At 43.7% G+C, this 24,421-nt stretch carries 21 protein-coding genes; 2 read left to right on the forward strand and 19 right to left on the reverse strand.

Going from position 1 to position 24,421, the window contains the following annotated elements:
* Nucleotides 1-83: 83 nt before the first annotated feature.
* From tsaD to tsaB, 3 genes are read right to left on the reverse strand one after another with little or no spacing between them, the layout of a single operon-like run.
* Nucleotides 84-1,094, reverse strand: coding sequence for a tRNA (adenosine(37)-N6)-threonylcarbamoyltransferase complex transferase subunit TsaD (tsaD, locus tag LXO72_RS05325; RefSeq protein WP_233331746.1), 1,011 nt, complete (start codon nt 1,092-1,094; stop codon nt 84-86).
* Nucleotides 1,084-1,521 carry a ribosomal protein S18-alanine N-acetyltransferase gene (gene rimI, locus LXO72_RS05330; RefSeq protein WP_006595539.1) on the reverse strand — a complete coding sequence of 146 codons (438 nt, stop codon included), beginning with the start codon at nt 1,519-1,521 and terminating at the stop codon, nt 1,084-1,086. Before rimI ends, tsaD begins: the two co-directional genes overlap by 11 nt.
* Complete coding sequence (gene tsaB, locus LXO72_RS05335) at nt 1,518-2,201, reverse strand: tRNA (adenosine(37)-N6)-threonylcarbamoyltransferase complex dimerization subunit type 1 TsaB (RefSeq protein ID WP_233331747.1); 684 nt, start codon at nt 2,199-2,201, stop codon at nt 1,518-1,520. Before tsaB ends, rimI begins: the two co-directional genes overlap by 4 nt.
* A 283-nt stretch (nt 2,202-2,484) precedes the next feature.
* Here tsaB and LXO72_RS05340 point away from each other — a divergent pair, with 283 nt between their 5' ends.
* Entirely contained in the window at nt 2,485-2,715 is a 231-nt protein-coding gene (locus LXO72_RS05340) for a DNA-dependent RNA polymerase subunit epsilon (protein ID WP_006595537.1), read from the forward strand.
* Nucleotides 2,716-2,718: 3 nt separating this feature from the next.
* Entirely contained in the window at nt 2,719-4,401 is a 1,683-nt protein-coding gene (gene rnjA / locus LXO72_RS05345) for a ribonuclease J1 (protein ID WP_233331748.1), read from the forward strand.
* A gap of 97 nt (nt 4,402-4,498) precedes the next feature.
* Here the strand turns inward: rnjA and glnA are convergent, their stop codons facing one another.
* The 16 genes from glnA to rsgA form a co-directional block, all read right to left on the reverse strand.
* A complete protein-coding gene (glnA, locus tag LXO72_RS05350) occupies nt 4,499-5,845 on the reverse strand; it encodes a type I glutamate--ammonia ligase (RefSeq protein WP_154857235.1) in 1,347 nt (448 codons plus the stop codon).
* A gap of 41 nt (nt 5,846-5,886) precedes the next feature.
* The gene (locus LXO72_RS05355; RefSeq protein WP_048715733.1) at nt 5,887-6,252 is read right to left on the reverse strand and encodes a MerR family transcriptional regulator; all 366 of its coding nucleotides are present in this window, start codon (nt 6,250-6,252) and stop codon (nt 5,887-5,889) included.
* 69 nt (nt 6,253-6,321) lie between these two features.
* Nucleotides 6,322-6,855 carry an FUSC family protein gene (locus LXO72_RS05360; RefSeq protein ID WP_006595533.1) on the reverse strand — a complete coding sequence of 178 codons (534 nt, stop codon included), beginning with the start codon at nt 6,853-6,855 and terminating at the stop codon, nt 6,322-6,324.
* A 406-nt stretch (nt 6,856-7,261) separates the two neighbouring features.
* Entirely contained in the window at nt 7,262-8,461 is a 1,200-nt protein-coding gene (locus LXO72_RS05365) for a phosphoglycerate kinase (protein WP_048715731.1), read from the reverse strand.
* A gap of 212 nt (nt 8,462-8,673) precedes the next feature.
* A complete protein-coding gene (locus LXO72_RS05370; protein ID WP_233331749.1) occupies nt 8,674-13,476 on the reverse strand; it encodes an endo-beta-N-acetylglucosaminidase in 4,803 nt (1,600 codons plus the stop codon).
* Between the two features lie 227 nt (nt 13,477-13,703).
* Complete coding sequence (gene gap / locus LXO72_RS05375; RefSeq protein ID WP_233331750.1) at nt 13,704-14,714, reverse strand: type I glyceraldehyde-3-phosphate dehydrogenase; 1,011 nt, start codon at nt 14,712-14,714, stop codon at nt 13,704-13,706.
* 254 nt (nt 14,715-14,968) lie between these two features.
* Complete coding sequence (gene fusA / locus LXO72_RS05380; protein ID WP_223357270.1) at nt 14,969-17,050, reverse strand: elongation factor G; 2,082 nt, start codon at nt 17,048-17,050, stop codon at nt 14,969-14,971.
* 276 nt (nt 17,051-17,326) lie between these two features.
* Entirely contained in the window at nt 17,327-17,797 is a 471-nt protein-coding gene (gene rpsG, locus LXO72_RS05385) for a 30S ribosomal protein S7 (protein ID WP_003003105.1), read from the reverse strand.
* 19 nt (nt 17,798-17,816) lie between these two features.
* Nucleotides 17,817-18,230, reverse strand: a complete 414-nt coding sequence (gene rpsL / locus LXO72_RS05390; RefSeq protein WP_001142332.1) for a 30S ribosomal protein S12 — start codon at nt 18,228-18,230, stop codon at nt 17,817-17,819.
* Between the two features lie 216 nt (nt 18,231-18,446).
* Nucleotides 18,447-18,983 (reverse strand): hypothetical protein, encoded by a 537-nt coding sequence (locus LXO72_RS05395; protein ID WP_233331751.1) that lies wholly within the window; start codon nt 18,981-18,983, stop codon nt 18,447-18,449.
* 22 nt (nt 18,984-19,005) lie between these two features.
* Nucleotides 19,006-19,830: a pur operon repressor gene (gene purR / locus LXO72_RS05400; RefSeq protein ID WP_223355954.1), complete on the reverse strand. Its 825-nt coding sequence runs from the start codon at nt 19,828-19,830 to the stop codon at nt 19,006-19,008.
* A gap of 130 nt (nt 19,831-19,960) precedes the next feature.
* Complete coding sequence (locus LXO72_RS05405) at nt 19,961-20,911, reverse strand: 3'-5' exoribonuclease YhaM family protein (protein WP_223355955.1); 951 nt, start codon at nt 20,909-20,911, stop codon at nt 19,961-19,963.
* On the reverse strand, nt 20,898-22,154 hold the full coding sequence (locus LXO72_RS05410) for a DNA recombination protein RmuC (RefSeq protein WP_233331752.1): 1,257 nt from the start codon (nt 22,152-22,154) through the stop codon (nt 20,898-20,900). Before LXO72_RS05410 ends, LXO72_RS05405 begins: the two co-directional genes overlap by 14 nt.
* 1 nt (nt 22,155) lies before the next feature.
* The gene (locus LXO72_RS05415; RefSeq protein WP_073690263.1) at nt 22,156-22,821 is read right to left on the reverse strand and encodes a thiamine diphosphokinase; all 666 of its coding nucleotides are present in this window, start codon (nt 22,819-22,821) and stop codon (nt 22,156-22,158) included.
* Nucleotides 22,781-23,440, reverse strand: a complete 660-nt coding sequence (rpe, locus tag LXO72_RS05420; protein WP_125329235.1) for a ribulose-phosphate 3-epimerase — start codon at nt 23,438-23,440, stop codon at nt 22,781-22,783. The genes LXO72_RS05415 and rpe overlap by 41 nt, the downstream gene beginning before the upstream one ends.
* A gap of 15 nt (nt 23,441-23,455) precedes the next feature.
* Nucleotides 23,456-24,334, reverse strand: a complete 879-nt coding sequence (gene rsgA / locus LXO72_RS05425; RefSeq protein ID WP_125329236.1) for a ribosome small subunit-dependent GTPase A — start codon at nt 24,332-24,334, stop codon at nt 23,456-23,458.
* Nucleotides 24,335-24,421 lie beyond the last annotated feature (87 nt).

Consider the following 24,421-nt stretch of genomic DNA (forward strand, 5'->3'; position numbering starts at 1 on the left):
TTAGGGTCGCAAATTCGCTACTAGTTGGTGAATTTTTGTCAAAAAGCCATCTGGATAGCGGTACCCAGATGGTTCTTCAATCCTTATTCAATTCCTTCAAAAGCAAGGCTAGGCTTAGCATTTAAGTCTAAGCTAGCAAAATTTCCCTTATTCCATTCGCTGACACTGGCATAGGCAATCATCCCCGCATTGTCCCCGCAGAGGCGCAGAGGAGGAATGATGACCTTAACATCTGTGATCTCAGAAGCCAGGCGTTCACGAAGACCTTGATTGGCCGCGACTCCTCCCGCCACCACCAGGGTCTTAACAGGGTATCTTTCTAGGGCTTTTTTGGTCTTGGCCATCAAGATATCCATCACCGCTGCTTGGAAGGAAGCCGATAGGTCTTCCTTGGACAGGCTCTCACCTTTTTGCTCGGCATTGTGGTGGAGATTGATAAAGGCTGATTTGAGCCCTGAAAATGAGAACTCCAGGTTGTCTTCCTTGATCATGGCGCGTGGGAAATCGTAGATATCCTGACCCTTATGTGCCAACTCGTCAATCTCACGACCGGCTGGATAGGTCAAGCCCATGACACGGCCGACCTTATCATAGGCCTCACCCACTGCATCATCACGTGTTTCCCCAACGATCTTATAATCACCCGCCTCCGAGACATAGACCAACTCAGTGTGTCCTCCGCTGACCAGCAAGGCCAAGAGTGGAAATTCTAAAGGCTCAACGCTTTGAGCGGCCATCAAGTGCCCTGCCATATGATTGACAGGAATCAAAGGAATCCCATGGGCCCAGGCAAAGGCCTTGGCTGCAGCAAGACCGACCAAAAGAGCTCCAACCAGACCTGGTCCGTAAGTTACCGCAACTGCTGTGACTTCTTCTTCTGTAATTCCTGCTTCTTCTAGCGCTTCCTCAATACAGGCCGTAATAACTTCGACATGGTGCCGACTGGCAACTTCTGGAACCACTCCCCCGAAGCGTTTATGGCTTTCAATTTGGCTGGCAATGACATTGGACAAGAGCTCTGTATCGTTCTTTAAGACGGCGACACTGGTCTCATCACAAGATGTTTCAAATGCCAAAATATATCTATCCTTCATTTGCTTCCCTTTTCATCATAATGGCGTCTTCGGTAGGTGCATGATAATACCCTTTCCGGCAACCAATTTCTTTAAATCCTTGTTTCTGATAGAGAGTCCGAGCCGGAGTGTTTCCTTCTCTCACCTCTAAAAAGACCTCTTTCTCCTGAGGAACCGTTTCTAGTAGCTGACCAGCAATCCCGCGCCCTTGCCATTCTTTTCGAACAGCAATTTGGACGACCTCTAACTCATAGAGAGTTTCTTGCATGGCCAAGAAGCCGACCAATGCTTCCCCACTATAGGCCAAGGCATACCAATTTTGAGCTTGACCGAGATCCGCAAGGACTTGCTCCAAGGTCCAAGGACTTTGTCCATAGACATCGTCTAAGATTTCTACCAACTGAGGGGCTAGGTCTAATCGCCCCGCATCCTTCTCGATACGAATCATAGGCGTTTGATGTAGGACTGACCGGACTCTTGATGGTCCTTGAGCCAGTTTTCCTCAGCTTCTACCCGCTTGAGGTAGTTGGGCACAAAACCATGAACGGAGACAGCTTCTTTTGTAAGTCCTAGTCGACCGATCCGTACCGCATCCGGTAGGGTTTCTACCAGCTGAGCACTTGGCAAGGCTTCTTGTATCTGCTCACGAAAGGCTTCCACTTCCCCAAGGAAGGTCACCTTTTTAGCTCCCTTTGCTCTTTCTAATACGGCTTCAAAAGAAAGATGCCCCTCCGGGTAGACCAGCTGATCCTCTTGGTAAAAGCCCGCATAGACATGGTTGCGCCGCGCATCCATGACTGGAATGGCCAGACCTTCTATCTCTTCTGGTACCAAGGCTAGTAAGCTCGACACCCCTACTAAGTCAATTTTTAGCGTTTGAGCTAGGGTTTTAGCCGTTGCTACCGCGATCCGTAAGCCAGTATAAGATCCAGGCCCTTCTGCTACTACGATACGGTCCAAATCCGTCGGTTTCCAATCAATGCTGGCCATCAAAAATTCAATGGTAGGCATCAAGGTAATGCTGTGGTTTTTCTTGATCGTCAGTGTCAACTCTGCTAATCGGTTTTCTTCCTCCAAAAGGGCAACGGATAGGGCCTTACTGGAGGTGTCAAATGCTAATACTTTCATGTTTTCTCCTCGTTGTCTGCTTCATATTATACTACAAATAGACGCCAAACGGTAGAGGAAGCACCCCCAGACTGTGAAATCACCAGCTCTCTATCCCTTCTAAAAAAGCGCTTCCTTCTGCTCTCAGAACCCGCTTGCATCTTTTCCTTAGAGCCTATTTATGGTATAATGGATAATAATTGTATCGAATCAGGACAAAAGAAAGCAAGAATAGGTGTCTCAGCTAGCTACTAGCTGTTTCTTTTCTGCTACAGTCCGAACAAGTGAAAGGAACCGAAACGAAATGATTTACAAAGTTTTCTACCAAGAAACAAAAGAACGCAACCCTCGTCGTGAAACGACTCATGCCCTCTATCTCGATATTGATGCGAAGAATGAGTTAGAAGGACGCATTGAAGCTCGTCGCCTTGTTGAAGAAAATACATCTTACAACATCGAATTTATCACTCTCTTGTCAGACCAACACCTAGAATATGAAAAAGAGTCTGGCGCATTTGAAATTACGGAGTTCTAATCCATGGCATATACCTTAAAACCTGAAGAAGTTGGTGTTTTCGCCATTGGAGGTCTCGGGGAAATCGGTAAAAATACCTATGGGATTGAATACCAAGACGAAATCATCATTGTGGATGCTGGGATCAAGTTCCCTGAAGATGATTTGTTAGGGATTGATTACGTGATTCCTGACTATTCCTATATCGTTGAAAATATCGACCGTGTCAAAGGTATCTTGATTACCCACGGACACGAAGACCATATCGGAGGAATTCCCTTCCTCTTGAAGCAAGCCAATGTACCAATCTATGCTGGACCTTTGGCTCTAGCCCTTATTCGTGGAAAATTGGAAGAGCATGGCCTCCTTCGTGGTGCCAAACTCTATGAAATCAACCAAAATACGGAGTTGACCTTTAAGCATATTAAAGCGACCTTCTTCCGTACAACCCACTCCATTCCAGAACCTTTGGGGATCGTTCTTCATACGCCTCAAGGAAAAATCGTCTGCACGGGAGACTTTAAATTTGACTTCACACCTGTAGGGGAGCCGGCCGACCTTCACCGGATGGCTGCACTGGGAGAGGAAGGCGTCCTCTGTCTGCTTTCTGACTCAACCAACGCGGAAGTCCCAACCTTTACCAACTCTGAAAAAGTCGTTGGCCAATCCATCATGAAGATTATTGAAGGCATTCATGGACGCATCATCTTTGCTTCCTTTGCATCCAACATCTTCCGTCTCCAACAGGCTGCAGATGCTGCTGTTAAAACTGGCCGCAAGATTGTTGTCTTTGGACGCTCGATGGAAAAAGCTATTGTCAACGGAATTGAGCTTGGCTATATCAAGGTACCACCTGGAACGATTATTGAACCAAGTGAAATCAAAGACTACCCGGCAAACGAAATCCTCATTATGTGTACAGGTAGCCAAGGGGAGCCTATGGCGGCACTGTCTCGTATCGCTAATGGAACCCACCGCCAGGTGCAATTGCAACCGGGTGATACCGTTATCTTCTCATCTAGTCCAATTCCTGGGAATACAACTAGTGTGAATAAATTGATCAATACGATTTCCGAAGCGGGTGTCGATGTCATTCACGGGAAGATCAACAACATCCATACCTCTGGACACGGTGGCCAACAAGAACAAAAGCTCATGTTGCGCTTGATCAAACCCAAATACTTCATGCCTGTCCACGGTGAGTACCGCATGCAGAAGATTCACGCTGGACTTGCGCGTGATTGTGGAGTAGAAAAAGATAACATCTTCATCATGAGCAACGGAGATGTTCTTGCCCTAACGGCTAACTCAGCTCGTATCGCAGGAAGCTTCAATGCTCAAGATATCTATGTCGACGGAAATCGCATCGGAGAAATCGGAGCGGCTGTCCTTCGTGACCGCAAAGATTTATCAGAAGATGGGGTTGTCCTAGCTGTTGCGACAGTTGACTTCAAGTCGAAAATGATTTTAGCTGGACCAGATATCCTCAGCCGTGGCTTCATCTATATGAGAGAGTCCGGTGACCTGATCCGTGAAAGTCAACGCATCCTCTTCAATGCTATTCGAATCGCCTTGAAGAATAAGGATGCCAATATTCAAACCGTACACGGTGCTATTGTCAACGCCCTTCGTCCTTTCCTTTACGAAAGCACGGAACGTGAACCTATCATCATCCCGATGATTTTGACACCAGATGAAGAAAATTAAGTAAAAAGAATGGATGAGACCGGTCGGTCCCATCCATTTTCTTTATATGAAAAATGAGCCAGGTCATCAAACCTAGCTCATTTTTGGATAAATTTGCTTAGTACAAGTCCAAGTAGTTATCAATTTCCCATTGTGAAACAAAGGTTGCATAACTTGCCCACTCGATCCGTTTGGCTTCCAAGAAGCTGGTATAGATATGTTCACCAAGAGCATCCTTAACAACTTCATCTTCGGTCAAGGCTTTCAAAGCATTGTGAAGGGTAGATGGGAGGTCAGTGATTCCAGCTTCTTTACGCTCTTCTGCAGTCATGATGTAGATGTTTTCTTCGATAGGAGCTGGTGCTTCGATTTTGTTTTCAATACCGTGCAAACCAACTTCCAAAAGAACAGCCATAGCAATATATGGGTTGGCCATTGGGTCTACTGAGCGCAACTCAAGGCGTGTTCCCATACCGCGTGAAGCTGGTACACGGACCAACGGTGAACGATTGCGGCCAGCCCAAGCGATGTAAACAGGCGCTTCATAGCCTGGAACCAAACGTTTGTAAGAGTTAACTGTTGGGTTCATGATGGCTGTGTAGTTGTAGGCGTGCTTGATCAAACCGCCAAGGAAGTGATAAGCTGTTTCTGACAACTGCATTCCTTTTGGATCATTTGGATCAAAGAAGGCATTGTTTCCTTCCGCATCAAACAAGGACATATTGCAGTGCATCCCGGAACCAGCGATCCCAAATTTTGGCTTAGCCATAAAGGTTGCATACAAACCATGTTTGCGAGCAATGGTTTTGACAACGAGTTTAAAGATTTGAATCTTGTCACAAGCACGAAGCACTTCATCGTACTTAAAGTCAATTTCATGCTGACCTACGGCCACTTCGTGGTGACTGGCTTCTACTTCAAATCCCATTTTGGTCAAGACGTTAACAATCTCACGACGAGTGTTATCAGCAAGGTCTGTAGGCGCCAAATCAAAGTAACCACCCTTGTCATTTACCTCAAGAGTTGGATCTCCATTTTCATCAAGCTTAAAGAGGAAGAATTCTGGCTCTGGTCCAAGGTTGAAAGATTTGAAGCCAACTTCTTCCATGTGACGAAGAGCACGTTTGAGGTTCCCACGTGGGTCTCCTGCAAATGGTTCCCCTTCTGTTGTATAGACATCACAGATCAATCCTGCGACACTGCCGTTCTCATCTCCCCAAGGAAAGACTGTCCAAGTGTCCAAGTCAGGGTATAGGTACATATCTGATTCGTTGATACGAACAAACCCTTCAATAGAAGATCCATCAAACATAGCCTTGTTTGAGAGAACCTTTTCCAACTGTTCATCTGTCGCTGGAATTTCAACGTTTTTCATGGTCCCTAAGATATCTGAGAACATCAACCGAATAAAGGTTACATTTTTTTCTTTGACTTCGCGACGAATATCTTCAACAGTAATTGACATGTGTGTCTCCTTATGAGTATAGCATTAAGCAAAAAGAATGATCAGCGTAACTGACCATATGGCGATGAGGTCGTATGAAAGCGGCTTTGCTGGAGAATGTCACGGTGAAGGGCCTTGCGGACATCCTTTTCACTGACAATCTTGGCAGCTTGACGTTGAGCTTCTTTCTCAGCAATCCGTTTTTTAATCCCTGCAATATTAAGGCCTTCAGACAAATAATCCTTAATCTCCAACAGGCGATCCATATCGTTGAGAGAAAACATCCGACGATTGCCCTCTGTACGATCTGGAGTAATGAGTTGTTGATCTTCATAGTAGCGAATTTGACGAGCTGTTAAATCTGTCAATTTCATAACACTACCAATCGGAAAGACCGCTAACGTTCGTCTTAATTCCTTTTCTTTCATACAAGACCCCCTTTCTATTCTATTATAACGCAAAAAAAACCGATGTCAAGATTAAAATGTCACATAATCTCACATGGTTTTTCTTCTTTCTTTTATAAAGTCCCGAATCCGATCCACATCTGAATTGACTAAAATCGCAACGAAGACACCGATAAAGGTTTCAAAGATGCGGGCAAAAACATATAGGAACGTTTCTCCTGTTGGAATGGAGAGGGTGATTATGAGCATGGCTGAAACACCACCGATGATTCCAGCTTTATTGTTCATAGCGACGTTTGTCATTATGGTTAACATGGTCGCAATGGGCACAAAAATCAGGGTCACCCAAAAAGCATTGTGGAAAAGAATCTTGATCATAAAGAACAGCAGGGCATAAAAACCACCGATGCTGTTCCCCATCACGCGCGAAGCTCCGAAGTGAACACTCTTATCAAAATCTTCTCTCAAACTAAAGACAGCTGTCAGCGCCCCAATCTGCAAGCCGCGCCAGCCAAAGATACCAAAAATCAATAGAACCAGAAAAACGGCTATCCCTGTTTTGAAGGTTCGCATTCCTAATCGAAATTTGGAACGGTCAAATTTATGTCGTTTAAAGTAATCCATTGTCCCCTATCTTTCTATCTCTTTTATTCTAACATATTTCTAGAAAGGTTCAAGCGGGGAAATGAAGATCGACTAGCTTCCTTCTACTCTACAAAGTCACCTTAAAAACTTCCCTTAGGTGAGTACGGAGGTTAGGTGAAATTATCCAGTGGATGATTTCAGCAATCCAGGAAGTTCCATGACTTAGTTTTGGACCTAAGGTTCCAAAACTCCCGAGTGCTAGAAACAATCATGTTTCTAGCACTTTTCTCACGGCGGAAAGTTTCGGTATTTTCTTGATTAATTTCAAAAATGAGATCTCATTTTATTTCGATACAGAATCACTTAACTTATATAAAAATTAGTTTGTATGCATTCTAAAAGAAGCACCTTTCGGTGCTTCTTCTATGGTTCATGAGGAACCGTCTTATTTTTCAGTCAAGGCTGCAAGTCCTGGAAGAACTTTACCTTCAAGAAGCTCCATTGATGCTCCACCACCAGTAGAGATCCATGAGAATTTGTCTGCACGTCCAAGGTTGATCGCTGCGGCAGCTGAGTCACCACCACCGATGATTGATTTAACGCCTGGTTGTTTAACGATAGCGTCCATTACACCGATTGTACCAGCTTGGAAGTCAGGGTTTTCAAATACACCCATAGGTCCGTTCCATACAACTGTTTTCGCACCAGTCAATGCTTCATCAAATTTAGCGATAGATTTTGGACCGATGTCAAGACCAAGGAATCCTGGGTCTACTGCTTCACCTTCAGTGTCTTTCACTTCAGTGTAGTCAGCAAATGCATTAGCTTCTTTTGAGTCAACTGGCAAAATCAATTTGCCGTTTGCTTTTTCAAGAAGAGCTTTCGCAACATCCAATTTGTCTTCTTCTACAAGTGAGTTACCGATTTCGATACCTTGTGCTTTGTAGAATGTGTAAGTCATACCACCACCGATAAGAACTTTATCAGCTTTTTCAAGCAAGTTTTCGATCACACCGATCTTGTCTGAAACTTTTGAACCACCAAGGATCGCCACGAATGGACGTTCTGGAGCTTCAACTGCTTCTTGGATGTAAGCAATTTCGTTTTCAAGAAGGAATCCAGCAACTGCTTTTTCAACGTTTGCTGAGATACCAACGTTAGATGCGTGTGCACGGTGAGCTGTACCGAATGCATCGTTTACGAAGATACCATCTCCAAGTGATGCCCAGTATTTACCAAGTTCAGGATCGTTTTTAGATTCTTTCTTGCCGTCAACATCTTCGAAACGAGTGTTTTCAACCAAAAGAACTTGTCCATCTTCAAGAGCGTTAATCGCTGCTTCCAATTCAGCACCACGAGTAACACCTGGAAGGAAAGCAACGTCTTGACCCAATTTAGCAGCCAAGTCAGCCGCTACAGGAGCAAGTGATTTACCTTCTTTGTCTGCTTCTTCTTTCACACGTCCAAGGTGAGAGAAGAGGATTGCACGTCCACCTTGTTCAAGGATGTACTTGATTGTTGGAAGAGCAGCAGTGATACGGTTGTCGTTAGTGATCACGCCATCTTTTACAGGTACGTTGAAGTCAACACGAACGAGAACTTTTTTCCCTTTCAAGTCAACGTCTTTAACAGTCAATTTTGCCATTGGATATGACTCCTTCTATTTTTAATACATGATAATTATATCACAAAAGCTGTAAAAGAGGTAGAAAAATAGTGGATTTCTACCTCTTATTAGCAAGTCTGGAGCCATGCTCCTCTATTAGAATCAGCATCATAAAACCTCCCTTGTTTTTTAACAAAGGAGGTTTACGATTCATCATGACCTTTTCAGTCAGTATCAAAACACCTAAAAAGTTACTCTTCTTTCTTCTTGCCAGCCAAGAGGAATCCGCCAAGCGCTGCTAGGAGAACAGCTTCTGCTGCAAACGTAGCCTCTGAACTTGCCGTTGTTGGCAATTCCTTGTCAGTATTCTTGCTAGCTTGATCTTGTTGAGAAGTTCCTTCTTTAGATGGTGTTAAATAGCGACTCAAAACTTGTTGAACTCGTTGATCCAAAAGATCTGGTCCGTTTTCCTTTTGATTCAATGGATCAGTTGGTTTCGTCGGATTCAATTGTTCTGGTGTCGGTTGATTGCCATCCGGTTGTTCTGGTTTTGTTGGATTCTCCGGCTGAACCGGTTGATCTGGTGTCGCTGGTTGATCCGGTTTAGTAGGCTCCTCTGGTTGAATCGGTTGATCCGGTTTAGTAGGCTCCTCTGGTTGAGTCGGTTGATCCGGTCCTTCCGTTTTTGCTGCCTTATAGACAATCGCATAGTGGGTAAAGTGAGGAGCTGTAAAGATAATGGTATCTCCTTCTCGCTCAAAGGCTAAGGATTGAGGTGCTTGACCTTCTGGGAAGAAGAGGACTTGCTCCACTTCTTTATCCTTATCCACAGGGATTTTCACAAGGGATGGATGATGGGTATCGACATCCTGACCACTTGCATCGACTCCTTCGATATCAAAGATAGTCGCTTCTCGTCCCTTCAGCTCTTCTTTTTCTGCCTGATTGGCTTCAACTTTCGCGACTTTTAGTCCCTTAATAGCAGTAGGCTCCAAGTTAGAGAATTGAACTTCGACTCCAGTCGCAGAGTCTACAAAGACAGCCGGCTTATCTTCTTTCAGGAGCGCAATCAAGGTTTCTAAACCTGTTTTTGCGGTTGCAAGCGCTTCAGGAGTGAGCTCTGAAGAGTCTAGGAGTTCTTTATTTTTCTCAACCAGTGCCTGCAAAGCGTCTCCAGAAGGGTGATTTGGTTTGCTTGCTAATAGAGCAGTCGCTTCCTCTGTCAGAGCAGAAAGAGCGTCTTTCTCTTCGACTAGATTAGCTTGTCCATCCAGAGCTTTCAAGAGAGCGGTCAATTGGTTCAACTGCTCATTGACTTGATCTTGTGTGCTGGTATCATGCTCTTTCAAGACTTTTTCAGAAGCAGCCATTCCTGCTAGCAAAGCTTCTTTAACTTCAGGAGTCGCAAATGTAAAGTCTACTTTGGCTTTTGCAGCTTCAGCTTCAGCCAATTTTTGCTTGAGGTATTCATCATTGAGAGCTGGTTTTGGATTGACGAGGACATCAAAGCTTGTGCTAGCTCCTTTGTAATGGACGGTGATGGTTTGACGGCCTTCCTTGCTCGCATCAAATCCAGTTACTTCCACACCTTCATCGGTCAAGGCGTGCGTTTCGGTTGTTTCATCATCAAAGACAACTGTAAAGCGTCCGCCTTCTTTTTCAAATGCTTCTCCGACGATATATTCTACTTTTGGTTTGTCGGTCAATTCTAGACCAGCAACTGCTTTTTCACCTGCTTCCTCTGCACTGACCACAAAAACAGTGAGAGTCTTATCCAATTTCTGACCAAGGTAAGAAACTTCTAGGTGTTGTTCTCCAAGCTTGCTACTGTCAAATCCATGAATCTCTACACCTGAGTTGGTGAGGTTGACCAGTTGATCTGCTTGGCCATCTTTATAATGAACACGGAGAGTCGCCCCTTTCAAGGAAAGAGCATCCCCTTCCCGGTAAACCTTCTTGGTCAAACCATCTTCAAATTGAAGTCCCGCAATTTCTTTATCATTTTTTGGAACTTCGATCGCTAGAACATTACTGATATCTTTACCAGGTTCTTGTGCACGATAGTAGAGAAGAGATGGGGTTGATTCAAAAGCCAGTGGTTTAAAGATCAGATTTCCAGCTTGATTGGCTGTCATGGTCGCAATTGGGCTAGTCGCTTCTTTATCGGCATAAAGAGTCAGTGTGGTATTGGCCGGTACATCTTTGAAGCCGACTTGGACAAAATGATTGCCTAAGTTTTGCGCTGCAGCATGTTTCATCGGGATGTTGACCGTTTCCGTATCCAGACTTTCATACATCTTCCAGTTGTAAATCCGGATGGCTTGCCATGGGGTTCCGTTATCTGCCGTAATGACATGGAGACGCCATTCTTGAGCCTTGATTGGATGGTCGAGTGTAATGTCGGACACATGGGCTTTATTGCCACGAACTTCCTTAGCGAGCTTCCACTCACCCGCTTCATCCTTGTAGTAAAGGTCGAAGTCACGGGTATTCATCTTGCCATCGTCGACAGATTCTCCACCCGCACCGGCATGGTCCATGACCCAACGAACAATGGTCCGTGGTTGTGTCAAGCGAATATCGACGGTTCCGCTCAATTGAGCAGAAGACCATTTATCTGAAAGACTGGTAATGGTACCATTTAACATACCTTCGATGCCTTCACTACCATCCGCATCTGGGAAGCTCGAACCAATGACTTTGGCTCCAATCACCACGTTTGGTGCAAGGGCTTTTGGAAGACTGGTATCTGACACGGTCATACCCCAATCAAAGGCCACAGTTCCTGCATCTGAACGTTGGCCGTTCTTCCCAACTGCCACAACCTTGAGGTCCTGAGTCGTTCCTTCAGCACTTGCTGAACGGCTAACTTTTGGTAGATAGACGGTTGTCGCAGAAGACCCTGTTAAGAGACGCCAGTTGTCGCCGTCTTTTTCATAGACTTCATAATAATCTGCGTCCGCAACCCCTTTAAAATTAAGGACAGCCTCCGCTTCCTGGGCATTTTGCAGGCGTTTTGCCCGAACAGTCACTTCAGATGGGGCTACTGGTTTTTCTTGGTTGGACGTAATCGACAATTGACCGAGGTTGAACTTGTAATCTTTGACATCTGCATCATGATCAAAGAACATCTTAACGGCATAAATAGTCTTACCCGCCAAGCCTCCCAAATCAAAGGTTTGAGTAGACCAATCCGCACTCGGTGTCAATTCCTTCCATTCGTATTCAGAGTAGTCTTCTTTTGTGGCAACAGCTACCCAAGCAGCAGCTCCGACCCCACCCTTGTGAGACACACTTAATTTTGTCGTTTCTGTCACAGGAATCTTAGTAGAATAGAGCATAACATTTTGACTGCTATTAGCTTTCAAATCCCCTTCAAAGGTTAAAGAGTTCCCTCCATTGTAGGCTTGATCAAAATCATAGCGCCCTTTCAATGGCGTACTATCTTCACTATGCTCTACCCACCAACGCCAGGTTGGAAGGTAGCCAGATACAGAACGGTAGTTCCACTCCCCTTCTTTAGAAATCTTGCCATCCACAAACCAATGTTTGCCGTGGCCTGTATTAAAGGACGTATTGAAATCAGCACTTGTAATTGGAGTTTTATCCACTACTAGATTGGACATCCCGTACCAAGATTGGTCTGCTGGTTTTCCTTTGGTTGGATCCCCTTGGAAACCAGTCCAGAATAGATCTTCATGGGTATGGTAACCTTCTCCTGTCTTTCCTAGACCTGTAATGGTATCAGGTGCATAAAGCCCAAGAGATAGACGCAACTTGCCATGCTCATCTAGAATCGCATTCCAGTCGACATTGGTCTTATAAGAACCTCCTTTTTGAAGTTCGAGACCCGCTAAAACATCATAAGGATTGCGGTTAATCCATTTGGCTGTACTAATCGAATAATCAACTTCTGATTTGCCCCAGTTAAAGTTGGCAAAGAAGGTATCAACTGGATTTTCGCCATTTTCAGGCTGCATGAAATTGTAGTTGTATTCACCCAGTGCATTTTCATGGTAGCGACCATATTCATAAGTCATGGCATCATACCAAGAATACTTGATCGGATAGTTGACGCTCTTCGCATATTCCTTGGTATAAAGAAGGAAATCTCTTAATTTTGGCCCCAAAGGCTCTACTAAGTTCCCTGTTGTTTCTTGGTTGATAAAGTAGCCATCGAAACCATAGTACTTGGCTAGATCAACCAATTTCCGAGCAATCGGGAAGGTTTTTGAGCCTTCACTATCTTCTTTCAAGGTTTCTGCAAAGCGCTCTTGATCCTTGATGCTACTAGACCAGTTGTAGAAGAGTGTCCCGTAGATGGGAACCCCATTTCGGTGAGCCGCATCAATCACGTCTGCTGAAGGGACAAGTCCTTCCCAAAAGACCATAGAATCCAAATATTGCCAGTAGTCAAAAGCATAAGCCTTAAACTCTTCCCCACCGACGGAAGCATGATCCTTAGCCTTTGAGTTCATGTTAGAAAGGGCTTGGATCTTTGCATCTGGGTTGGCTTGCTCGTTAATTTGCTTCCCTTGAAAACGGCTAGCAAGGTGGACACTTGCTCTGTTCAAATCATCATCCACTCGTTTTCCTGGTTCCCACTTCAAGAGATCGTCCCAGGTATCGAACTTAACTTCTTTCGGTCTTAATTGTTTTTCTTCATTGGTTGGTAAATCTTCTACTTTTTCTGCGACTGCTTTTGGTTGTTCCGTCGCTGAAACGGCTGGAGTATCTGTCGTCGTCGGGCTAGCTTCTGTACTTGCAGGACCTGATTCTGGAGTTGCTGGAGTTGCTACCTCAACTGGTTTTGCTGTTTCTGCAGTTGGCAAAGCAGCATCTGCAGTGTAGACTCCCGCTTCTCTGATCAAATGATTGACATCTTCCGTATTTGCTGTGGAAGCTTCTAAGGGTTGTTCATTAGTCGCATGCGTCTCATCTGCTAAGACTGCCCCCGTTCCTAAAAATGCCAATCCAATCAATGCAGAACATACTCCCACACTAAACTTTCGGATACTAAAACGTTGTTGTTTTTCAAATTGATGACCTTTCATCTTGACCTCCATCTTATTTTACTGATTTCCAATCTCCTAAAACACTCCTCCTTCACTCGCGTGCAATCGCTTACATTTTTTGAATTGGAAATCTTCACTCAGATTTAGTTTACCCCTTTAAAGAGAGGTCTGTCAATTCATTTTAGCAAATCCTATAATAAGGTGAGGAGGAACTAAAAAAAGTACAAAAAAAGAGGAGGTTACCCTCCTCTCATCATACAGATGAATTATTTAGCAATTTTTGCGAAGTATTCAAGAGTACGAACAAGTTGTGCAGTGTAAGACATTTCGTTGTCATACCATGAAACAACTTTAACCAATTGTTTACCGTCAACGTCAAGAACTTTAGTTTGAGTTGCGTCAAACAATGAACCGTAAGCCATACCTACGATATCTGAAGATACGATTGGATCTTCTGTGTAACCGTATGATTCGTTAGATGCTGCTTTCATAGCTGCATTTACTTCATCAACAGTAACGTTCTTTTCAAGAACTGCAACCAATTCAGTAACTGATCCAGTTGGAGTTGGAACGCGTTGTGCAGATCCGTCCAATTTACCGTTCAATTCTGGGATTACAAGACCGATAGCTTTAGCAGCACCAGTTGAGTTAGGAACGATGTTAGCTGCACCAGCGCGAGCACGACGAAGGTCACCACCACGGTGTGGTCCGTCAAGGATCATTTGGTCACCAGTGTAAGCGTGGATAGTAGTCATCAATCCTTCTACAACACCGAAGTTATCTTGAAGAGCTTTAGCCATTGGAGCCAAGCAGTTTGTAGTACATGAAGCACCAGAGATAACTGTTTCAGTACCATCAAGAATGTCATGGTTAGTGTTAAATACAATTGTTTTAACGTCGTTTCCACCAGGAGCAGTGATAACAACTTTCTTAGCTCCACCTGGGTGCAAGTGTTTTTCAGCAGCTTCTTTCTTAGCAAAGAAACCAGTTGCTTCAAGAACGATTTCTACACCGTCGTTAGCCCAGTCGATTTGTTCTGGATCACGTTCAGCAGAAACTTTAACGAATTTACCGTTAACTTCGAATCCACCTTCTTTAACTTCCACAGTACCGTCGAAACGACCTTGAGTTGTGTCATATTTCAACAAGTGTGCAAGCATAACTGGATCTGTAAGGTCGTTGATGCGAGTAACTTCAACACCTTCTACGTTTTGGATACGACGGAAAGCAAGACGACCGATACGACCGAAACCGTTAATACCAACTTTAACTACCATTCGTGATTTCCTCCTTATGAAAATCAAAAAATTTTTTATGTGAAAAGAGTAACTTGATAGGTTACAAATCATCTTTCAACAATATTATTATATACTTTCTTCCCCTAAAATGCAACTGATTTCATTAGGATTAGAAATATTACACAAACTTTCATATTCATTTTCACTATCTCTTATGAGGAAGAGGTCTTAAACTCTTTTCGAATCAAAAAAGCTTTCCTCCTATGAGGAAAGCTTTTAGCTAGACGGTAAAATTATGCTTCACCTTTAGCTTTTTTAATGATTTCTTCTTGTACTGATTTCGGTACATCTTCGTAGTGGTCAAATACCATCATGAACGTACCACGTCCTTGAGTTGCAGAACGAAGGACAGTAGCGTAACCGAACATTTCAGCAAGTGGTACATAAGCACGAACGATTTGGCTTGCACCGTGTGCTTCCATACCGTCTACACGTCCACGACGAGCAGTTACGTGACCCATAACATCCCCAAGGTTTTCTTCAGGAACTGTGATGGTTACAAGCATCATTGGTTCAAGGATAGCTGGTTGTGCTGATTTAGCTGCTTCTTTAAGAGCAAGAGATGCAGCGATCTTGAAGGCAGTTTCAGATGAGTCGACATCGTGGTATGAACCATCGTAAAGCTTCGCTTTCACGTCAACCATTGGGTAACCCGCAAGAACACCGTTCGCCATAGATTCTTGAAGTCCTTTTTCTACTGCAGGGATGAATTCACGTGGAACCACACCACCGACGATCGCATTTTCGAACTCGAATCCTTTACCTTCTTCGTTTGGAGTAAATTCGATCCAAACATCACCAAACTGACCTTTACCACCAGATTGACGTTTGAAGAATCCACGTGCTTGTGTAGAAGCGCGGAATGTTTCACGGTAAGATACTTGAGGAGCACCAACGTTAGCTTCAACCTTGAATTCACGTTTCATACGGTCAACAAGGACATCCAAGTGCAACTCACCCATACCAGAGATAACTGTTTCACCAGTTTCAGGGTTTGTTTCAACGCGGAATGTTGGATCTTCTTCAGCCAATTTTTGAAGGGCGATACCCATCTTATCTTGGTCTGCTTTAGATTTTGGCTCAACCATCAATTGGATAACTGGTTCTGGAACTTCGATTGACTCAAGGATAATTTTCGCTTTTTCATCTGTCAATGAGTCACCAGTTGTTGTATCTTTCAAACCAACAGCAGCTGCGATATCTCCAGAGTAAACTGTTTCGATTTCCATACGAGTGTTGGCGTGCATTTGAAGGATACGTCCAATACGTTCACGTTTACCTTTAGATGTGTTCAATACGTAAGAACCTGAGTTCAAGACACCTGAGTAAACACGGAAGAATGTCAAACGACCTACGAATGGGTCAGTCATGATCTTGAAGGCAAGAGCTGCGAATGGCTCTTCATCAGATGCTGGACGTTCTTCTTCTTCGTCTGTATCAGGGTTTACACCCTTAATTGCAGGGATATCAAGTGGGCTTGGAAGGTAGTCAAGGACTGCATCCAACATCAATTGAACCCCTTTGTTCTTGAAGGCAGAACCACACAATACTGGGAAGAATTCAACATTGATAGTTGCTTTACGGATAGCAGCCTTCAATTCTTCGTTAGTGATTTCTTCACCTTCAAGGTATTTCATCATCAAGTCTTCATCAGTTTCAGCAACTGCTTCAACCAATTTTTCACGGTATTCTTGAGCTTGGTCAAGGTATTCAGCTGGGATATCTTCTTCAAGAATATCTGTACCAAGGTCGTTGGTGTAGATTTCAGCTTTCATCTTGATCAAGTCGATGATTCCACGGAAGTCATCTTCTGAACCGATTGGCAATTGAATTGGGTGTGCGTTTGCTTGAAGACGATCATGAAGTGTGCTTACTGAGTAAAGGAAGTCAGCACCGATTTTATCCATCTTGTTCGCAAATACGATACGAGGAACACGGTATTCAGTCGCTTGACGCCAAACTGTTTCTGTTTGAGGCTCAACACCTGATTGTGAGTCAAGAACCGTTACAGCACCGTCCAAAACGCGGAGTGAACGTTGTACTTCGATCGTGAAGTCCACGTGTCCTGGTGTGTCGATGATGTTAACACGAGTGTCTTTCCATTGAGCGGTTGTCGCAGCAGATGTGATAGTGATACCACGTTCTTGCTCTTGCTCCATCCAGTCCATTTGTGACGCACCTTCGTGAGTTTCACCGATTTTGTGAATCTTACCAGTGTAGTAAAGGATACGCTCAGTTGTAGTTGTTTTACCAGCATCGACGTGGGCCATGATACCGATATTACGAGTTTTTTCAAGTGAAAATTCGCGTGCCATGAGGTTTTGTTCTCCTATATTTTTTATTTCTATACTATTATAACATGATTTAACAAAAACGGATAGGCAGGACCTACCCGTTCTCATTGTTTATCCTGTTTGGTTGGTTTCAACTTGCAAGATGGTAAGTTGAATTGTACTCGGGCTAAAGTTAGTTAGCCGATTTGAGCCGGAACGGGATGCTGTGTGAAAAAGATAAACTTCCTTGTATTCGTCGAATACTGCGTCAGTTTCCTATTTTCACCTTGCATCCTTACCGTTCCTAGCATCATGATCTTACCAGCGGAAGTGTGCGAAGGCACGGTTAGCTTCAGCCATACGGTGAGTGTCTTCACGTTTCTTAACAGCTGCACCAGTGTTGTTTGCAGCATCCAAGATTTCTTTAGCAAGGCGGTCAACCATTGTGTGCTCACCACGTTGACGAGCGATGGTTACCAACCAACGAAGTCCAAGTGTTGTACGACGTTCTGGACGAACTTCAACTGGGACTTGGTAGTTAGATCCACCAACACGACGTGCACGTACTTCAAGTACAGGCATGATGTTTTCCATTGCTGTTTCAAATACTTCAAGCGCGTCATTTCCAGTAGCTTCTTTGATTTGCTCAAAAGCACCGTAAACGATTGAAGCTGCTGTACCACGTTTACCATCAAGCATAACGCGGTTGATAAGACGAGTAACTAGTTGTGAATTGTAAAGCGGATCTGGCAATACATCGCGCTTTGGAGCTCTATTTTTACGACTCATTTCTCTTTATCCCCTTTCCTTATGCTTTTGGACGTTTAGTACCGTATTTAGAACGGCCTTGTTTACGATCGTTAACACCTGCAGTATCAAGTGCACCACGGACGATATGGTAACGTACCCCTGGAAGGTCTTTTACACGTCCACCACGAAGAAGCACCACGCTGTGCTCTTGCAAGTTGTGTCCGATACCTGGGATGTAGGCAGTAACTTCGATCAAGTTGCTCAAACGTACACGAGCGAATTTACGAAGGGCAGAGTTAGGTTTTTTAGGTGTCATTGTTCCAACACGAGTTGCAACACCACGTTTTTGTGGTGAAGAAACGTTTGTTTGAACTTTTTTATGACTGTTGTAACCAACGTTCAAAGCTGGTGATTTAGATTTTTCTACTTTTGATTTACGCGGTTTGCGAACCAATTGGTTAATTGTAGGCATCTACATTCTCCTGTATTTTTTTATTTTTGGTGATGATACACTTGGTGACAGCTATCATCTGTGTGTACTTTTGCAACATTTGTCAGCACGTCCCTGTACACTCTTGAGAGACCAAAAGTAAAAAGTACCGTCTATTATTGTAACATAGCGGTACTTTCACTGTCAAGATTTTTTTCTCTTTTTTGCACGATTGCTTCTTCTTAAAATCGCGCTAGATTATTGTTCAGTTTGTTGCGTTACAGCTGGTGTGGTAGCATTTGAAACCTGAGGAACCTCATTGGACTGATACTGAGGGACTTCTGCGGGAACGACTTGTTGAGGTTGAACTGTTTGGCTAGCTTGATTCGTATCAGTTGATTGAGTATTCTGATTGGTTTGCATTCCGTAATAGTCTACAATGTACTGAATACGAGCTTGAAAGGCCTGTTTCTTGGTTTCGTCCTTCACTTTTTCTACAGCCTCTTGCGCAGCGGTTAAGGTTTCTTGAGTTGCTGTGGTTTCAAAATGAGCGACTGCTTTTTCAGCAACTTCAAGGATTTTCGTTTCCTCTTCTTCTTTGGCTTTTTTAGGATCTTTCTTCTTAATAGGAAGAGAACCTGTTTTTTTGGTTTCTTGTTTTACCACTGTGACCTGGTCTGCAGAATTTTTACGAACCGTATAAAGCCCACCGACAAGAACTCCAGTCAAGATGAATATCGTTGCCAATCGAAGCCATAGGGGACTACGATCAAAACGGTCTAAAATTGTTTTCATTTTCCTTTCTCCCTCTCCAGCCTTAGTTCTTATCGAAAATATTTCCGATTTCTACATCAATTTTATTTTCTGCTACATCAATGTTGGTCACACGTAGAAGTGACTTGTGATCGAATAAATCTTTACTTCTAGCCGAAGCATTGTCCGCAAAAATAGCGACTCCTGCCAACTCTGAATCGAACTCAGCTAAGAGGCTAACCATCCCACTGATCGTTCCCCCTCCTTTAAGGAAGTCATCGACAATCAAGACACGGCTTCCAGCTTTCAAACTACGTTTGGATAGGAACATTTTCTCAATCCGATCGCCACTGGAACCAGATACGTAGTTGACACTGACCGTTGAGCCTTCTGTAATTTTCAAATCGCGTCGTACAATGACAAAAGGAACATTTAAGACATTGGCTACCGCGTTTGCTAATGGGACACCCTTAGTGGCTACCGTCATGACAGCATCGATTTTTTGATCTCGGAAGGCCTTGGCAATAATGCGACCAATATTATTTAAGATTTTTGGATCACTTAGCAAATCCGAAAGGTAGATATAACCACCTGGTAAAATCCGGTTACTTTCTGACAATTGATTGCACAAATTTTGGACGATTTCTTTTGAATCTGCATCCGAAATCGATGGTGTAAAGATGACCCCTCCACCTGCACCGGTAAGAGTTTCAATGCTTCCAATTTCCATTTCTTCAAAGGCCCGTTTAATAATGACAATGTCCTCAGAAATAGATGATTTGGCAGATTCGTATCTTTCGGCAAATGTATTTAAACTCGTCAATTCGTAGGGATGATTAATCAAGTAATTCGAGATTACAACCATCCGCTCACTTCTTCTTAGCTTCATTTTCTCTCCACATAGTTTTTTTATTGTATTATACCATATTATACCAAAAAACGAACATTGTTAGTCTCACAACATTCGTTTTTGGTTTTTTTACTAACAAACCAAGAGCAGGTTATTTAAGGCCAGTTTATTAGGAATCTTTTAAATTTGGCTTATAGAAGGAGCGATTGTCCAAGGCAAAAATCTTATTGGTCATTTCACCAGGGCCTACTAAAGCTAAGGCAGAAGTCATCATCATCATTTCTGCATCTAGGTTATCAATCATATGGATGATCTCGGCTTCCATGATTTTTGGACGAACCGGGCTACCATATTCTAGTAAACCATGGTGACTCAAAATCACATGGCGCAACACAATCACATCTTCTTTTTGATCGTAAATCTTTAACTCTTGTAAGACCTTGGTAATTTCTTCATCGATGAGAGCGATGTGCCCGATGAGGTTCCCTCGAACTGTATACTCTGTATTTTCAGGCCCTGATAGCTCCAGTACCTTGGCAAGATCATGGAGCATGATGCCGGCATAGAGGAGACTCTGGTTTAATTGAGGATAAACCTGAGAGATGCTCTCAGCCAAACGAACCATGGTGGCTGTATGATAGGCTAAGCCAGTCTCAAAAGCATGGTGGTTGGTTTTGGCTGCAGGATATGAGTAGAACTCTTTGTCGTACTTGCTGTATAGCGCCCGCACCACACGTTGCCAAACTGGATTTTCTATTTTGAAAATCATTCCCGATAGGTAATCTTTCAAATCGACTGGATTTACCGGAGGTTTTTCCTTAAAGTCTGCTGGATTTGATGGCTCCCCACTTTGAGGTAAGCGCAAGGTTAACTGATTGACCTGAGGCGTATTGTTGTAGACCTCCCGACGGCCACTCATATGAACCACACGCCCAGCCTGAAATTGCTCCACATTATGTGGCTGAGCATCCCACAATTTTCCTTCAATCGTGCCTGTCTCATCTTGGAAGACAAAGGCAAGATAGTTCTTTCCAGCACGTGTCTGACGAACATCTGCTGACTTAATGAGGTAGAAGCCTTCAAATAATTCGTCTTTTTTCATTTGATTAATTTTGACCATCATCTTCTCCATCTTCTAAATTCAATAGGCTTGCTATATCTAGATTCTCTGACGTTTCAATGTTTCGGAGTGTGCGCTCGATAGCATTTGTTCTTCGGTTTAAGAGGTCATCAATGTTGCCAGAGGCATGCTTCAACTGCCGTTGGGTCTTTTCTAAAACGCCTCCAAATTTTTGGAACTCCGTCTTGACGGATGCAAGGACCTTGCTAATATCATCCGCACTTCGTTGAATATTCAGGGTCTTAAATCCAACCGATAGGGAATTCAACAAGGCTGAAAGCGTACTTGGCCCCGCGACGACGATCTGTTCCTCTCTTCGGAGGCGATCAAAGAAGGCTGGATCGCGGACCACTTCTGAATAGAGGCCTTCCGTCGGTAAAAAGAGAATCCCAAAATTAGTGGTAGCAGGCGGATAGAGGTATTTTTGATGAATGTCCTTGGCAAATTGTTTGATACTAGCCAATAGGAGCTTGCGACAACGCTCAATCTCCTCTTTCTCTCCACTTTCATAGGCTTCTTCCAGTCGGTAATATCCCTCCAGAGGAAACTTAGAGTCGATTGGCAGATAGACGTATTCCCCTCTTACCTGACCAGGCATCTTGATTGCATACTCGACGCGTTCGCTGGAATGGGGAACTGTTACGAACTCTCTCTCGTATTGGGCGGGAGTTAGGATATCTTCGATGATCTGGCCCAGTTGGAGTTCTCCCATAATCCCACGGGTTTTGGTATTGGAGAGGACCTTATTGAGACTCCCCACATCTCTAGCGACCGTCTGCATTTCCCCAAGACCTTTATTGACCGACTCCAATTGTTTGGAGACTGTCTCAAAAGAGGTTTGAAGACGACTGTGCAAGGTTTTTTCCAACTTTTCTTCGACCGTTTGACGCATCTGCTCCAAGCGCAAATCATTGGAAGCTTGAATCTGTTGCATCCGCTCGTCCGTTTTGTCTCGGTTTTTAGTGAAATTCTCAGCAAGTTCTGCTCGTAAAGCAGTCGTTTGCTGATGCATTTCTGTCCGTAATTCCATAAGACGGTCACTGATCGCCATCTCTATCTGCTGACCAGTGATTTGCTGAGCTTGTCGCTCTCTTTCAAATCGGTAATCCAGCTGATCCGAAAGATGATCTTCTTGGTCCTCCAGTAAGTCACGGACCTGTTTGTTATCAGCTGTCCGTTGCTGGTAGAGCAAGAAGAGCAAGACAAGATTTCCCACTCCTAATACAAAAAGGATTAATTCCATCTTATTTCCCATCCTTGCTATAAATGATAAGGGCGTAGCCTCGATCAACGGTTAAGGTAATCGGCTGATTGATAAACTCGTTGGAACCATAAATAGCCTTTTTAAAATAATTGGTCTGATTTAGGGGATACTTGGCTCCTTCAATCTGGAAGGAAGCTCCCTCAACTGGCATAAAAGCTACATAGATATAGCCTGCTATAGGCAGAATGGTATGGCAGCCTACTGGACGATAGCAGAGATAATTTTGTTGGTCCATCAAGTAAAGTTGCGACATAAAGGGTGCAATCTCTGGATCGCTGGGCAAAAAAACGCTGGCCAAGTGGTGATCCAGGCGACCACCAAAGGCTCCAAAAATTAGGATTTCCGCTTGAGGCCAACGTTCTAATACTTCCTTAATCGCTAATTCCAGATCCGTATCATTTTTTTCTGCTACCGAGGTCCGTAATTCATGAGCCGCAGATTGAATACTCTGGAATTCCTCTGGCTCGACAGAGTCAAAATCTCCAACTGCTAAAGATAGTTCCAATCCTTGCTCTAATAGGAAAAGGCAACCTGCATCCACTCCGACATAAACATCCAAGTCTAGCGGAATGGCTTCCACTCGGCCTCCAGCTACAATCGCAACCTTAGTCTTGGATGGCTGCTCGAAGGGTTTGAACTCGTTCATTCACATCTCCATTAAACACATAGGAACCTGCTACAAAGACGTTTGCTCCTGCTTCTTTCGCAGCGTGAATCGTCTTATCATCAATTCCCCCATCGACTTCAATATCGAAATCCAAGCTTTTTTCTTCACGCAATTGAACCAATTGACGAATCTTATCCATGGTTTCTGGCAGGAAGGCTTGCCCACCAAATCCTGGGTTGACAGTCATGACAAGTACTTGGTCTACCAAGTTCAAGATGTGTTGGATACTTTCAACAGGGGTCCCTGGATTGATGACCACACTTGGTTTTACCCCTGCCAAGCGAATTTTTTGAAGGGCCCCATGGATGTGTGGAGTCGCTTCTACGTGAATGCTAATGATATCTGCCCCGGCACGCGCAAACTCTTCAATATGTTGCTCAGGATTGGTAACCATCAAGTGGCAGTCAAACACTAACTTGCTGTGAGGACGCATACTAGCAACTACACCAGCTCCAAAGCTGATATTAGGCACAAAGTGGCCGTCCATCACATCGATGTGAGCGTACTCCGCACCAGATGCTTCTAATTTTTTCAATTCACTTTCAAAATTTGCATAATCTGCACTCAAAATAGAAGGGGCTAATTTGTTTGTTTTCATATTATTCAGATCTCCTTATTTGGGTAATTTTTTCGATACTTTTTTATAGGTTTCTCGTCTGTTTTCGATCTCACTCAAAAACTGTAAGTAATTCTCAAAACGGAAGGAAGCAATAATCCCTTCCTCGACTGCAGGCTTGACGGCACAGGATGGTTCATGTGTATGGGTACAAGTACGGAACTTGCAATCTTGGCTTACCTTGGCGATATCTGGAAAAGCATGATTCAAATCTTCCGCATTATCGACTTCGTAATCTAAAGAGGAAAAGCCAGGGGTATCCGCAATTTTGCCCCCATTGAGATCATAGAAACTGACAGCTCGTGTCGTATGGCGACCTCGTCCAAGACTATCAGAGATCTCTCCTGTCTCTAGTTCCAACTCTGGAGCCAAGGTATTCAAGAGGGTGGATTTCCCCACTCCTGTTTGGCCAATAAAGACCGTTACCTGATTCTTCAAGAGAGGCAAGAGCTCTTCCTTGTCAGTGACAAAGTCATACCCCATTTTGCGATAGACTTCCTGGAAAGGAAGCATCTCAGCTGGATCTTCTAGTAAGTCCATTTTTGAAATATAGACAATCGGATGAATCACTTTTTGTTCCAAGAGGACCAAAAATCGGTCCAATAAATTAACATTAAAATCTGGCTCTTTGGCAGACATGATGACGACAGCCTGATCTATATTCACAATCGGCGGACGGACTAAGCTATTCTTTCTTGGGAATATTTTTAAAATATAGCCTTCCGAATTTTCTTCGGCTGAAAATTCTACCTTATCTCCAACGTAGGGAGTTTGTCCCTTTTTCCGGAAATTTCCTCGGGCGCGTGTTTGGTAAATTTCTCCCTCGCACTCCACATAATAAAAACCGGCCAAGGCTTTAACAATCGTTCCTTGCAACTGGCACTCCTTTAAAGTTAATACTACCATTATATCAAAAAATATACGATAGCGCTTGCGAACCTTAAATTCTATATATATTAGAAT

This window comes from Streptococcus sp. XMC (assembly GCF_021341835.1).
GTDB lineage: Bacteria > Bacillota > Bacilli > Lactobacillales > Streptococcaceae > Streptococcus.

Coding starts and splice junctions, on each gene's coding strand:
- LXO72_RS05410 (WP_233331752.1), bottom strand. CDS start 22,154: ATGGAATTAATCCTTTTTGTATTAGGAGTGGGAAATCTTGTCTTGCTC.
- LXO72_RS05355 (WP_048715733.1), bottom strand. CDS start 6,252: ATGAAAGAAAAGGAATTAAGACGAACGTTAGCGGTCTTTCCGATTGGT.
- rimI (WP_006595539.1), bottom strand. CDS start 1,521: ATGATTCGTATCGAGAAGGATGCGGGGCGATTAGACCTAGCCCCTCAG.
- LXO72_RS05365 (WP_048715731.1), bottom strand. CDS start 8,461: ATGGCAAAATTGACTGTTAAAGACGTTGACTTGAAAGGGAAAAAAGTT.
- tsaD (WP_233331746.1), bottom strand. CDS start 1,094: ATGAAGGATAGATATATTTTGGCATTTGAAACATCTTGTGATGAGACC.
- LXO72_RS05360 (WP_006595533.1), bottom strand. CDS start 6,855: ATGGATTACTTTAAACGACATAAATTTGACCGTTCCAAATTTCGATTA.
- LXO72_RS05395 (WP_233331751.1), bottom strand. CDS start 18,983: ATGAAAACAATTTTAGACCGTTTTGATCGTAGTCCCCTATGGCTTCGA.
- gap (WP_233331750.1), bottom strand. CDS start 14,714: ATGGTAGTTAAAGTTGGTATTAACGGTTTCGGTCGTATCGGTCGTCTT.
- LXO72_RS05415 (WP_073690263.1), bottom strand. CDS start 22,821: ATGAACGAGTTCAAACCCTTCGAGCAGCCATCCAAGACTAAGGTTGCG.
- rpsG (WP_003003105.1), bottom strand. CDS start 17,797: ATGAGTCGTAAAAATAGAGCTCCAAAGCGCGATGTATTGCCAGATCCG.
- rnjA (WP_233331748.1), top strand. CDS start 2,719: ATGGCATATACCTTAAAACCTGAAGAAGTTGGTGTTTTCGCCATTGGA.
- LXO72_RS05405 (WP_223355955.1), bottom strand. CDS start 20,911: ATGGTCAAAATTAATCAAATGAAAAAAGACGAATTATTTGAAGGCTTC.
- glnA (WP_154857235.1), bottom strand. CDS start 5,845: ATGTCAATTACTGTTGAAGATATTCGTCGCGAAGTCAAAGAAAAAAAT.
- tsaB (WP_233331747.1), bottom strand. CDS start 2,201: ATGAAAGTATTAGCATTTGACACCTCCAGTAAGGCCCTATCCGTTGCC.
- LXO72_RS05340 (WP_006595537.1), top strand. CDS start 2,485: ATGATTTACAAAGTTTTCTACCAAGAAACAAAAGAACGCAACCCTCGT.
- LXO72_RS05370 (WP_233331749.1), bottom strand. CDS start 13,476: ATGAAAGGTCATCAATTTGAAAAACAACAACGTTTTAGTATCCGAAAG.
- fusA (WP_223357270.1), bottom strand. CDS start 17,050: ATGGCACGCGAATTTTCACTTGAAAAAACTCGTAATATCGGTATCATG.
- purR (WP_223355954.1), bottom strand. CDS start 19,830: ATGAAGCTAAGAAGAAGTGAGCGGATGGTTGTAATCTCGAATTACTTG.
- rpe (WP_125329235.1), bottom strand. CDS start 23,440: ATGAAAACAAACAAATTAGCCCCTTCTATTTTGAGTGCAGATTATGCA.
- rpsL (WP_001142332.1), bottom strand. CDS start 18,230: ATGCCTACAATTAACCAATTGGTTCGCAAACCGCGTAAATCAAAAGTA.